10 protein-coding genes are annotated in these 12,296 nt (G+C 43.0%); 8 read left to right on the top strand and 2 right to left on the bottom strand.

Going from position 1 to position 12,296, the window contains the following annotated elements:
* Positions 1-3 precede the first annotated feature (3 nt).
* From B5Z18_RS08035 to B5Z18_RS08020, 4 genes are read left to right on the top strand one after another with little or no spacing between them, the layout of a single operon-like run.
* On the top strand, positions 4-1,020 hold the full coding sequence (locus B5Z18_RS08035; RefSeq protein ID WP_079468856.1) for a GntR family transcriptional regulator: 1,017 nt from the start codon (positions 4-6) through the stop codon (positions 1,018-1,020).
* A gap of 12 nt (positions 1,021-1,032) precedes the next feature.
* A complete protein-coding gene (locus B5Z18_RS08030; protein ID WP_079468855.1) occupies positions 1,033-2,631 on the top strand; it encodes a solute:sodium symporter family transporter in 1,599 nt (532 codons plus the stop codon).
* Complete coding sequence (locus B5Z18_RS08025) at positions 2,628-4,637, top strand: alpha-amylase family protein (protein WP_079468854.1); 2,010 nt, start codon at positions 2,628-2,630, stop codon at positions 4,635-4,637. Before B5Z18_RS08030 ends, B5Z18_RS08025 begins: the two co-directional genes overlap by 4 nt.
* A 47-nt stretch (positions 4,638-4,684) precedes the next feature.
* Positions 4,685-5,767: a DUF2652 domain-containing protein gene (locus B5Z18_RS08020; RefSeq protein WP_079468853.1), complete on the top strand. Its 1,083-nt coding sequence runs from the start codon at positions 4,685-4,687 to the stop codon at positions 5,765-5,767.
* Between the two features lie 35 nt (positions 5,768-5,802).
* On the opposite strand, the gene B5Z18_RS08015 is transcribed toward B5Z18_RS08020, so the two are convergent.
* Positions 5,803-6,177 carry a winged helix-turn-helix transcriptional regulator gene (locus B5Z18_RS08015; RefSeq protein WP_079468852.1) on the bottom strand — a complete coding sequence of 125 codons (375 nt, stop codon included), beginning with the start codon at positions 6,175-6,177 and terminating at the stop codon, positions 5,803-5,805.
* 216 nt (positions 6,178-6,393) lie between these two features.
* On the opposite strand from B5Z18_RS08015, the gene B5Z18_RS08010 reads away from it, so the two are divergent.
* From B5Z18_RS08010 to B5Z18_RS07995, 4 genes are all read left to right on the top strand, one after another.
* A complete protein-coding gene (locus B5Z18_RS08010) occupies positions 6,394-7,224 on the top strand; it encodes an SDR family oxidoreductase (protein WP_079468851.1) in 831 nt (276 codons plus the stop codon).
* A 296-nt stretch (positions 7,225-7,520) separates the two neighbouring features.
* Positions 7,521-8,474 (top strand): alpha/beta hydrolase, encoded by a 954-nt coding sequence (locus B5Z18_RS08005; RefSeq protein WP_079468850.1) that lies wholly within the window; start codon positions 7,521-7,523, stop codon positions 8,472-8,474.
* Positions 8,475-8,569: 95 nt separating this feature from the next.
* Complete coding sequence (locus tag B5Z18_RS08000) at positions 8,570-9,409, top strand: SDR family oxidoreductase (protein ID WP_079468849.1); 840 nt, start codon at positions 8,570-8,572, stop codon at positions 9,407-9,409.
* A 37-nt stretch (positions 9,410-9,446) separates the two neighbouring features.
* The gene (locus tag B5Z18_RS07995) at positions 9,447-10,361 is read left to right on the top strand and encodes a helix-turn-helix domain-containing protein (RefSeq protein ID WP_079468848.1); all 915 of its coding nucleotides are present in this window, start codon (positions 9,447-9,449) and stop codon (positions 10,359-10,361) included.
* A 753-nt stretch (positions 10,362-11,114) separates the two neighbouring features.
* On the opposite strand, the gene B5Z18_RS07990 is transcribed toward B5Z18_RS07995, so the two are convergent.
* Positions 11,115-12,245: a DUF5074 domain-containing protein gene (locus B5Z18_RS07990; protein WP_079468847.1), complete on the bottom strand. Its 1,131-nt coding sequence runs from the start codon at positions 12,243-12,245 to the stop codon at positions 11,115-11,117.
* Positions 12,246-12,296 lie beyond the last annotated feature (51 nt).

Raw genomic sequence — 12,296 nt, 5'->3', positions numbered from 1 at the left:
TACATGCAGGACGTATACGAACAGATACATGAACTGGACGGCATTCCGGGTCTTTCTAAACATGAACAATTTGTTCAGGGCATCATCAATGCCATCAACTCAAAGTTGTTGTCGAGAGGCGACTCATTGCCTTCTGTGAATAACCTGATCGGGGAGCTTGGATTTGCGAGGGAAACGATTGCCAAAGGTTATAAGGAACTGGTGGAAAGAGGGATTGTGGCGTCGCAAAACAGGAAAGGATTTTTTGTGAGCAGCGACGATACCGGGCAGCAGCTGAAAGTGGCGTTGCTGTTATTTGCGTTTGATACTTTCCAGGAAACATTTTATAAAACCTTCCGGGCAAATCTTGGTGAAAACATCCAGCTGGATGTTTTCTTTCATCATAACAACATCGAGGTATTTGAAAGCATTGTGGCTTCCGTAAAGGGCCGCTACGGGATGTATGTGGTAGCGCCTATCCCTCATCCCAAAACGGCGGAGATCCTGCGGGGGCTGCCGATGGATAAGTTCCTGATGATTGACCGGTACGAGCCGTTACAGGCAGATTGTTCTTACATTGTGCAGGAGTTCGGGGAATCTTCCTACCGGGCATTCACCGCGTTAACGGATACCATCAGGCAGTTTGATGAAATGATTTTTTATTACCGGCCATCTACCGATACGCCGATAGAAATACTGAAGGCATTCAAACGTTTTATAAAAGACCATCAGATCAATGGTATTATTAAAACGGAATATGTACCCGGCACGGTGGCAAAAGGAAAAGTATATTACACCATCAATAATACGGAGTTGTGGGCCATTCTGAAAGATTGTGTGGGAAAGAAAATGACGCTTGGAAAGGATGTGGGCATTTTATCTCACAATGATGATGTGGTAAAGGAAATTATCTGTAATGGTATCACCACTTATTCCACGGACTTTAAACTGATGGCGGAGAAGGCAGCAGTTTTTGTACTGAACCGGGAGAAGATCCAGGAAGTACTGCCTACCGTGCTGATAAGAAGAAAATCTTTGTAACTGTAATTATTAATGCCACTTTCTACTATTATAAGCTTTGCTTTTTTCGTGGTACTCATGACGGTATTGTCGTGGTACATTACAAGAAGGCACCAGTTGAAAACCGCCGCCGACGTATTTCTTGGCAGCCGTAGTTTAAACTGGCTGGTAATAGGTGGTGCGCTCATCATGACCAACATCAGCGCCAACCAGTTTATCGGTGAAAACGAATCTGTTTTCATCAATAACATGTCTATTATGTCGTGGGGTGTTACCTCTGTATTTGCGATGTTGCTGGTAGGCGAATTCCTGATGCCTATCTATCTGCGGATCGGGGCCGTTACCACACCCGATTTCCTGGAAGTACGGTATGATAGCGGCACCAAGAAAATAGTATCCGTTATTTTCCTGCTCAGCTATCTTGTAAACCTGATCCCAGCCGTATTGTATGGCGGGGCAGTGGCCTTTAACGGTATCTTTCACCTGAATGAGCTGCTGCATATCAGCTATTGGTCCACCATCTGGATGCTGGCCTGCCTGATAGGTATCACGGGCTTTTTCTATAATGTATTGGGCGGTTTAAAAGTGATCAGCATCTCCGACACATTGCTGGGCGGTGGTATGATCATCGGTGGATTGCTGCTGCCTTATTTCGGGTTTAAATACCTGGGGCATGGCGATGCGGAAACCGGTTTGCTGACTGTACTCGGAAGCCATACCGATCATTTAAATGCCATCGGCTCGGCACACGACGCGGTTCCTTTCAGCACTATTTTTACTGGTATGTTGCTGGTGAATATTTACTACTGGGGCATGGAACAGTTTATTGTACAGCAGGCGCTGGGCTCCGTGAACCTGGAGCAAAGCCAGAAAGGGATTGCGCTGGCGTGTTTGTGTAAGTTATTGTCGCCGCTCATGCTCAATATCCCCGGCCTCATTGCCGTACACCTGTACATCCATCCGCAGGCAACGGCGGAAGTATTTCCCAGGATGGCAGCAGATGTGTTGCCGCCGGTATACACCGGTTTAATTGCGGCCATTGTTTTTGGTGCGGCACTCAGCACTTTTAATGCGGGGCTGAACAGTGTAGGTACGTTGTTCACCATGAATTTATATAAGCCTTTCATGATAGCCCGCAAAGGCAGTGTAACGGATAAAGAACTGATCAGCAGAACCCGTATTTTCCAGGTGTTGGTATTGTTGTCGGGTATTATCATTGCGCCATTTATCATGTTGTTCAAAGGCGGCTTTTATAATTATATCCAGATGCTGGCAGGGTTTTTCAGTCTTCCCATTTTTACCATCATGGTGGTGGGAATGGCCACCCGCCACGTTCCGCCGGTGGCGGCCAAAGCGGGACTGGTATTTTTCCTGGCCGTAAACGTATTACTGCAATGGGTATTTGATACCGGTATCCATTACCTGCATCTGCTGGCGATCACCTTTGTGGTAACGGCGGTGCTGATGCTGATCATCGGCAAAATAAAACCAATGGCAGTACCTTATCAGCCGGCAGTAATCCCGGTAGTATCCGTGGAGCCCTGGAAAAACCGGCACTGGTACAGCGCTGCCTTATTGATATTAATGGTGTTGCTATTTATGATCTTTTCACCACTAGGACTTGCAAAATGAATAACGCTCTGATCTGGTGCAGATACTTTTTATCTGTTACGGGAATGCTTTGCCTGTTAACGCCATTACACGCGCAGGAGGCCACTCATGTGAAACATATTCCTTTCGGGAAAAACAATTATATCGCCTACGATTTGCGCAAAGGCACTTACTCCGTTTGGACCGGAAATAAAGAAGTGATCCGGAATGCATTTGCTTTTTATGAAGATGCCCACCGGCCTGATACCCTCACTGCTACCCGTACTTTTGCCAGTGCACGCATAAAAGACCGGATGGGAGAAGGTACCCGGTATGTGATTACTTCTGCCGGTAACGGCATAAAAAAACAGCAGGTATTTTATGTGTATAAAGGGAAAGATGGTTTTTATACAGCTGTAATCCTGCAGGGAAAGGGCGCGCGCTCCCGGGCGATGAGCCCTTTAACAGGAGAAGCCGCGATGTATACCAGCGGGGTAGTGGTGCCCTTTGACAATGATGCCTGGATCAGGTATCGTGTAGCGGACCAGCAAGGCCCGGCATTCACCAGTTCAGAAGTAACCGCGTTGTACGACAGTATCACCAACGCCGGGCTCATACTCGGCTCGGTAGAACACAGCAACTGGAAAACAGGGGTAAAGGTGGAAAATTCACACGTTTCTGTGGTGGCCGGGTGGACTGACAGTCTTGTTACCCGCGATAAAATACCCCACGGCATCGTTACGCAGGGCGATACGCTGTGCAGCTCCCCGAAGATCCTGGTGCTGCCCGCCGCCAACTGGCGCAAAGGCATGGAGCAATATGGCAGCGCTAACCGCCTCGCCGAACCCCGCTATATTTTTGAATGGACCGCGGCAAAGCCGTTGGGCTGGAACAGCTGGGGAAGCATGCAAACGAAATTAAACCTGGCTAAAGCCAAACAGGTTGTCGATTTTTTTGCAGACTCCTGTAAAACGTTCCGTGGTAAAGACGGCAGCATTTACATTGACCTCGACTCCTATTGGGATAACATGACCAAAGGCGGCATGACAGGCGATTTCAGCCAGCTGAAAGAATTTGTGGTGTATTGCAAACAACGGGGATGTAAGCCCGGCATTTACTGGGCGCCGTTTGTAGACTGGTCCAAATCCTCCCGCGTGGTAGAAGGAAGCCACTACAATTATGAAGAAACCTGGACAAAAATAAACGGGCAATACCACGATTTTGACGGCGCCCGCGCAATGGACCCTACCCATCCTGCTACCCGCGAGCGCATCGCCTATCTCATTAAACGGTTCAAGGAAACCGGCTTTGAAATGATTAAGATTGACTTTATCGGGCATGCAGCCATAGAAGCAGATGCGTATTATGATCCTTCCGTGCATACGGGCATGCAGGCATTCAGGAAGGGCATGGAATTCCTCGTAGATCAGTTGGATGGCAAGATGCTGGTATACGCCGCCATTTCGCCCGGTATGGCCACCGGCAGGTATGTGCATATGCGCCGTATTGCCTGCGATGCTTTCAAAAATATTGACGAAACAGCCTATACCCTCAACGCTACCAGTTTGGGATGGTGGCAAAATAAAGTGTACGATTTTACCGATGCAGATCACGTAGTGTTTGCAGGCGCCGCTCCCGGTGAAAACAGGGCCCGTCTTGCCTCTGCCATCGTTACCGGCACTGTTATTACCGGCGACGACTACTCCGCGTACAGCAGTGCTTCCGGCGTAGCGCAGCAACTGCTGCAAAACCACGATGTGCTGGAAGCGGCACAGTTGCCAAATGGTTTTGTTCCGGTAGATCATCATACCGGTGATACGCCGTCCAGCTTGTTTGTACACAACAACGGCCGCTTTACCTACCTGGCCGTGGTGAACTATAACAAGCGCCCCACTACCTTTGAAGCTGATTTTAGCAAGCTTGGACTCGGCAGCGGGGAATATCTCTGTAAAGAATTATTTTCCGGTAAAACATCTACGGAGAAAGGGAAGATCCATATAACTGCAGATGCGGCAGATGCCATGATCTTCCGGTTAGAAAAGAAATAAAGGAAGAGCGGTCATGTGCCATTTTATCTCTAACTTTAATAAAAAAAATGGAAAATAAAGGGCTGCTTTTTATTCCGGATATAAGTGGCTTTACCCGTTTTGTGAATGAAATAGAGATTGAGCACAGCCGCCATATTATCCAGCAATTATTGGAACTGCTGATAAACGCTAATCAGTCGGGCCTGGAAGTGTCTGAAGTTGAAGGTGACGCCATCCTGTTCTATAAGTTTGGATCCCCGCCGGAGCTGGAAGTACTGTATAAGCAGGTGGAAAAAATGTTCTGTGAATTTCACCGGTACCTTGTCAACTACAACCACCGTAAAATTTGCCAGTGCAAAGCATGTGTATCCGCTATTGACCTCACCCTGAAGGTAATTACCCACTATGGCGAGTTCACCACCTACCAGGTGAAAAATTTCAGTAAGCTGATAGGGAAAGATGTGATTGTAGCGCACCAGCTGCTGAAAAATGATATTGAACAACATGAATACTGGCTGGTAACAGACAACCTGCTGCAGGATGAACCACCGGAAGGACTGGCGCAATGGATGACATGGGATGCCAGCACCAAACAAACAGAAACAGGCGCTATTCCTTTCCATTACACTCATTTAAGTGAACTGCGCAATGGGTTGCCGCCTGATCCTGATCCACAGATAGAGCTTAGTAACAAAACGAAAATGATTTCTGTGTCGAAGGAGTTTGACACGGATATCAAAACGCTTATTTATACTGTGGTGCATTTTGAGTTCAGGCACCTGTGGCAAACAGGTGTGAGCGCAATAGATGAGGTAGAACATTTTCTGCCTGGTATAGGTAGTCGCCACCGCCATGTGATGGATAACGGTAAAGAGGTGATCATGTACACCAGCAGTTTCTCGTACGATCCCGAACAAAAGGCGTTGTTCAGTGAAACAGATGAGAAGCGGCATAACGCTTTCTACTATACGGTTGAAAAGATAACAGACCGGAGAAGCCGGTTGACGATAGATTATTATCTTCCTAAAAATTTTATACGGCAATCTTTATTCCGGCTCACGGAGAAAGAAAAGATGGAAGCAGATTTGCGGAAATCGCTTGAGAAGCTGGAACCTGTTGTAATGAATATGGTATTGCCGCTGGATTTTTAGAAAGAGGGTAATACCTGGATTAATGGGCTATTGTATTAAATCCCAGTCCTATGCATTGAAGCAGGCATATTCTTTTTAATCCTCTCTCTATGCTGCTTGCCCCATTTCTCCATAGATGTTAACACTTCAGCGACGCTGTGACAATAATCAGTAAGCGTATATTCTATTCTCGTCGGATAATCGTCGTAAACTTTTCTTGAAATCAGTTCATTTTCTTCTAGGTGTCTCAATTCTTTCGATAGCACACGATTTGTTATTCTAGGAATCGATGAAAGGATTTCATTAAATCTTTTATTTCCGTGATAAACAGAAATAATAATAGGCAGTTTCCATTTACCACCGATTACATATTGTGTGTCTTGTACGAATTTGATTTTATCCTCAAAATTCAATTCTTCTTTTTTACTCATTTAAGTATCCTTTTGTATACAGGTATCAAAAGTATATCTTTTTGTCGATAATTTTGACACGCACAATTAAAAACTAATCATAGATGAGAAAGACCTGGTTTATTACAGGAAGTTCACGAGGGTTGGGCAGAAGCATAACAGAAGCTGTTCTGAAAAAAGGAGATAACGTGGTGGCAACTTTCAAATAACATAAGTAGCAATAAAAATTATATTAAAATGAATAATCAAAAAGAACAGGTTTGGTTTATAACCGGAGCTTCAAATGGTTTTGGCTTAGCACTAGTAAAGCAATTATTAGACGCAGGGTATAAAGTTGCTGCAACTTCGAGAGATAAGACACAAATCGAGGAAAAACTAGGACAAAGTACTGGTTTACTAGCACTTACAGTTGATATTACCAGCGATGATGATGTCAAAAGAGCGATTGAACAAACGGTTGCCAAATTCGGTAAAATCGATGTTGCGGTAAACAACGCAGGCTATATGCTTTTGGGGGCTTTGGAAGAAGTATCCGATAAAGAATTTCGTCAATCTGTAAATGTAAATGTATTTGCATTTCAAAATGTAATCAGGAATGTAATGCCTTATTTCCGCAGGCAGGAAAGTGGACATTTTTTCAATTTTGCTTCATCTGCCGGATATTCTGCTGATGCGTGTGCAGGTAGTTATAATGCTGTAAAATCAGCTGTTATAGGATTCTCCGAAGCATTGGCATTGGAAGCAAAACCTTTTAATGTAAAAGTAACCATTGTTTCACCGGGACTTTTCAGGACAAACTTTTTAGGAGCATTTCCGGTAGCTCAAAATAAAATTGAAGCATACGGCACACAACATCTGGTTGATGCAATGAACCAATATAACGGACAGCAGCCAGGCGATCCCGATAAATTGGTAAAGATTTTAATTAATTCCGCGGGAAAGGAGAATGCCCCTTTACATTTGTTGATGGGAGGAGATGCCTACGAAAGAGCTGTAAATTATTACAAATCTCAACTTGAAAAACTGGAACAATTGAAAGAGTTGAGCCTCTCAACCGGATTTGAATAAAACCCTGTATTTGAACACAACCCTAAGAGATTTGGATACAGTCAGCTTCTTGATATTCCTCAACTTTGGTTTATAATTTAAAAGCGAAATTATTAAGTCTTATGAGGGGAACATGTATGATAATTGGGTGCTTAAATGAAGGAGATTATTTATATGAATGAATGTAAGAAAAGACGGGAATTTCTTCCTGTCAATGAAGATAAAACAAACTGTTTTTTACAGTAAGCATTATGATGTGCATTTACACAATTGGATTTTCTCAAAGCAACCTAAATAATAATTAAAAAAATAATAAAATGAAAAATCAAGAAGTAATAACTGTAGATTATCAGCAGTTAAGAGAAGGAAAGAACAGGGTTTATTTTATGAGCCAGGGTTATAAATTAGCTGGAGATTTATACTTACCAGCAGGATTTGACAGCCAAAAAAAGTACCCTACAGTTATTTATACCCGTGTGGGTACACAAGTGAAGGAACAAACCGGAGCAACATATGGTAATAAGCTTTCAGCAAAAGGTTATGCTTTCTTAGTGTTCGATCCGAAAAACTTTGGCGATAGTGAGGGAGAAATCAGAAACTATGAATCCATGCATAATATGATTCCCAATACCACTGATGCAATAAGCTTTTTAAGAACACTGAAATTTGTTGACAGAGGCAGATTTTATGGTCTTGGGGCTTGCGCTGGTGCTCCTTATATCTGTAATGTAGCTATTGGAGATGCCCGGATAAAAGCAGTAGCAACATTGGTTGGTAATTTTGATGCAGCTGCCAGTTTATTTGGGGCTTATCAGAAAGATCTTCTTGACAAAATGCTGCAGACAGCGGCAGAAGCTAAGCAGAAATATTATGAAACCGGAGAATATGAAACCGCACCTATTTTTGGTGGAATGCCTTTGCCCCCACCTGATAGTGCGTCAAGAGCGATGAAAGACGCATATGGGTATTATTTCCTTAGAGCCGGGCAAGATAAGTGCCCTAACTATTCTCCTAATTATCCCACTGTAGGTTTGCCTGTTGATCCGGCAAGGGTATTTATGAACCAGGCAAAGTATTTTACTACGCCATTTTTGGTTATTGCGGGAAGCGAAGCATTTACACATGACATGGACAGAGAGGTATATGAAATGGCGGCGGGAGAAAAGGAATGGGTGGTCATAGAAGGGGCATCACACATGGATTTGTATGATATTGACAAATTTCTTGACCCTGCAATGGATAAGGTTGATGAGTTTTTCAAGAAGCATTGAGTGCGTACAGTAGGATTGCTAAAATAATGCAATCCTGCTGTATAGTATTAAATCTTAATCTGATAGAATTCATTTAATGAAATTAATAGGTAAATATGGACAATCGAAAAATCTGGTTTGTGACGGGGGCTTCAAAAGGGATGGGCTTGTTACTCACAAAATTATTATTGGAGAAAGGTAACAAGGTTGCAGCAACATCAAGAGATTCAAATTTACTAAAGTCAAATATTGGCATAGAAAGTGACCATTTTTTACCACTTGGATTGGATATCACAAATAGCGAGGATGTTAAAGAGGCAATTAATCAAACAATCCAATATTTTGGAGGGCTGGATGTTGCTGTTAATAATGCGGGATTTTCATTTATTGGCAGTTTGGAAGAATTAACAGATGAAGAATTCAGAAAAGCTTTAGATGTAAATTTGTTCGGAACGGTAAATGTGATTAGGGCTTCGATGGCACAATTCAGAAAACAGCGTTCCGGGCGAATAATAAATGTAGCCTCAGCTGCCGGGTATTGCGCTGGGCCGAATATCGGTAGTTACGTAGCATCAAAATTTGCAATGGTTGGCCTCACAGAGGCATTGGCTTTAGAAGCGAAACATCTTAACGTGAAGCCTACAGTGGTATTACCGGGGTCTTTCAGGACTAATTTTTTAGATGAAGGTTCTTTGAATTATGCAAGGAATCCTATTATTGACTATGAAAGTGCAAGTACATATCAAAGTTACGCAGAAAGAGCTGGAAAGCAGCCCGGTGATCCAGAAAAACTGGTTGCAGAACTGGTAAATCTGGTCAATATGGAAAATCCTCCGGTTCATTTAATACTGGGACCTGACAGCTTTAAAATGATCATGGATAAAAGAGCACGAGATTTGAAAGAGTTTGAGGTCTTTAAAAAGATATCATTATCTACAGATTTAGAAATAAATTAACTGGAATAATATTGTATTCTGCAAATATCCAATCAATATGAAAACAGAGAGGCCTTACCATATCAAATCAATATCAGAATATCATGACTTATTAGGTGTGGAAAAGCCACAGCACCCTTTAATTAGTTTGATTAACCATGAAAATATTAAGAATTACTCTGAGGAGAAGTTAAGAAGCAAAACCTATGATTTCTATACCATCAGCAGGAAAATAAATTATACTGGTACGATGAGGTATGGACAGCATTACTATGATTTTCAGGAAGGTGCAATGGTTTTCCACGGACCCAATCAAGTCATTGTTTCTGAACTCTCAGACAACGTGAACTTACAAGGTTGGACAATGCTGATACACCCGGATTTTATAAGGGCTTATTCTTTGGCCGCAAAGATTACTCAGTTTGGCTTTTTTTCTTATGCTGTACATGAAGCTCTTCACCTCTCCGACAAGGAAGCAACAATTGTTGAAGAAGTAATGGACACTATCCGAAAAGAATATAGTTCGAGGATAGACGTTTATAGTCAAGATATACTTATCTCACAAATTGAGTTGCTGCTGAATTATTGTAACCGGTTCTACAATCGGCAGTTTATAACAAGGAAAACAGCAAACAGTGAATTGCTTATCAACTTTGAAAAGTTAATGAATGATTATTTTGAGGGAAATAATCTTTCCTTAAAAGGAATACCTTCTGTCCAGTATTTTTCCACCGAACTGAATATGTCTGCTAATTATCTAAGTGATATGCTTAGAAGCCTTACGGGTCAAAGCACACAACAGCATATCCATGATAAACTAATTGAAAAAGCCAAACATATCCTAACCTCTACCAATATGACGGTCAGTGAAATTGCTTATGAATTGGGTTTTGAATATCCGCAGTCTTTTAGTAAGCTTTTTAAGAAACAAACGAACATTACACCGCTTGAATTCCGTCAGTCATTTAACTAAATGTGAGTATCACATTTTGTATTGGTTTATTTAAGTGCCAAATAGCTTAAATCGCATAGCGTTACAGCCATTGGATTTAAAGATTAACTTCTGGTTAGATAACCAGAAGGAGTTTCGGAAAGCATACACTTATCTTTATTAATTAAATCATTTTATGAATAAACTATTTTATCACAGGATCATCTACAGGACTTGGCGGAGCAACAGCGATATTATTTGCTCCAAAGGTTGGAATGTAATTGCAACCATGAGAATTCCGCAAAAACAAGAAGGACTTATCATCAATATTTAATCGGCGGGGGTAGAATGGCATTTCCTTTAGGAACGCTTTATCACCCAAAGCGCCCTATCTGCTGATGCAGTTGCACAGTTTATTTTTGAAACCTCAACTGACGGCAAAAATCAACTGAGGTACGTTATTGGACAAGACGCCAGAATGCTTTTGTCGAAAAGACAAAAAGGATGAAACTTTTATGAACAATATAAAAACACAATTCGGAATTTAAAATGTCTGTAATAGCAGGGCTGCCAGGTTCAAGTCTAAAATTACATCGGAAGGGTTAAGGCAGGAAGATTTCGATTGAGTATGGCGGTAAATTAGACTTATAGATAGAAAGGGAATTAATGGATGAATAATTGGGAAGCAAAAAAGAGAGGGTGTCTCACCATCCGGCTTTTAAAGTGGACATCTAAGCCCCACATAGATGTTCTGTCCCGTAAAAATTTTGAGGCACCCTCTCTTTATTTCATCCTCTACTCATGAAACACAGGCATGGCCGGGAAATACCATCCGTTGTAAGTGAGTGTTTTTTTCAATGTAGCGGTAGTAGCGTCATACATCAGGACCCTGTTCACATCTCCGGTGAAAGAGCCATTCAATGTAGTCATTACCAGTTCATTTTTATCCTTGTTATACGCAGCACCGGCGCCATAGAAATATTGGCCTGAAGGCAGTGTGATAAAAGGAGATGCAAGCGATGCGGTGTTGCCAATGATATAGCGGTACAATTGGGTACCACCGGCAAAACCGTTGTTACGCACAATGTAAACAGCATTCTCCGTCGTAGAGGCAGTGATCGCCGCGTGGCGCCATGCTCCCCACGGAGATGGTACTGTGAAAGGCAGTTTCACGGCAGTGCGCACCAGTGTAGCGGGGTCTATGCGGATCAGGGAATCGGAGTTGGTGGCATATACGCCGCCATCTTTACCGGCAGCGAAGGCCAGGTTAGCTGCGCCGAATTTTTTTACTACAGCGTACGTAGTGCTGTTTAAAGCAACGATACCATCTGTTTGGGACAACACAAAAATATAGCTGCCGGCTTTTAACATATCACCGGTATAACCGGCTACACCAGTTACTTTAGCGCCTACTGCAAGGGAAGGTAACGTAATGGGATATACGCCATCGCTTGCACTCAGCAGTCCGCGGGTGGCATCCACACCAATAAAGGCATGACCATCATTACCTGGCAGGGTAGTGATACGGCCGGTTTCAACCAGGCTGCCTGCATCTGTTACTACCAGTGGTCCGCCGGCTTTTACAACGATATACATTTTACCGTTGAATACAGTGGCATACTGCAGGGTATTGGAAGGGCCGCCCAATGCGCCTGTGGGGTTTTCTGCGTGGTAAATGTTGGTAACAAGACTATCACCGCTGTAGGAATAGAAATGCAGGTCGCCGGTACCGTGCCCAAACCATCCTTCGTTAGCGATAAAGAACCCATTGCCGTATTTACCGGCGATTAATGATGCCGTAACGCCGCCGGTACCCGCTTCGTTGGTGCGTTGGCGTTCGAGGGGTTGCAAGGCATCATCTTTTTGACAGGAAGCAACAAACAGCATTAATGCTGCAGACAGAAAGGATAATAACTGTTTTTTCATATTTATTGTTTTGTTAAGAAAATACAACGCACTTTTCTCCGGGGTAAAAAC

The organism is Chitinophaga ginsengisegetis, from assembly GCF_900168065.1.
Lineage (GTDB): Bacteria > Bacteroidota > Bacteroidia > Chitinophagales > Chitinophagaceae > Chitinophaga > Chitinophaga ginsengisegetis.
This window is presented reverse-complemented; position numbering and strand designations above follow the sequence as displayed.

Excerpts from the sequence above, each read along its gene's own strand:
- B5Z18_RS08035 (WP_079468856.1), top strand. The coding sequence starts at position 4 with ATGCAGGACGTATACGAACAGATACATGAACTGGACGGCATTCCGGGT.
- B5Z18_RS08030 (WP_079468855.1), top strand. The coding sequence starts at position 1,033 with ATGCCACTTTCTACTATTATAAGCTTTGCTTTTTTCGTGGTACTCATG.
- B5Z18_RS08025 (WP_079468854.1), top strand. The coding sequence starts at position 2,628 with ATGAATAACGCTCTGATCTGGTGCAGATACTTTTTATCTGTTACGGGA.
- B5Z18_RS08020 (WP_079468853.1), top strand. The coding sequence starts at position 4,685 with ATGGAAAATAAAGGGCTGCTTTTTATTCCGGATATAAGTGGCTTTACC.
- B5Z18_RS08015 (WP_079468852.1), bottom strand. The coding sequence starts at position 6,177 with ATGAGTAAAAAAGAAGAATTGAATTTTGAGGATAAAATCAAATTCGTA.
- B5Z18_RS08010 (WP_079468851.1), top strand. The coding sequence starts at position 6,394 with ATGAATAATCAAAAAGAACAGGTTTGGTTTATAACCGGAGCTTCAAAT.
- B5Z18_RS08005 (WP_079468850.1), top strand. The coding sequence starts at position 7,521 with ATGAAAAATCAAGAAGTAATAACTGTAGATTATCAGCAGTTAAGAGAA.
- B5Z18_RS08000 (WP_079468849.1), top strand. The coding sequence starts at position 8,570 with ATGGACAATCGAAAAATCTGGTTTGTGACGGGGGCTTCAAAAGGGATG.
- B5Z18_RS07995 (WP_079468848.1), top strand. The coding sequence starts at position 9,447 with ATGAAAACAGAGAGGCCTTACCATATCAAATCAATATCAGAATATCAT.
- B5Z18_RS07990 (WP_079468847.1), bottom strand. The coding sequence starts at position 12,245 with ATGAAAAAACAGTTATTATCCTTTCTGTCTGCAGCATTAATGCTGTTT.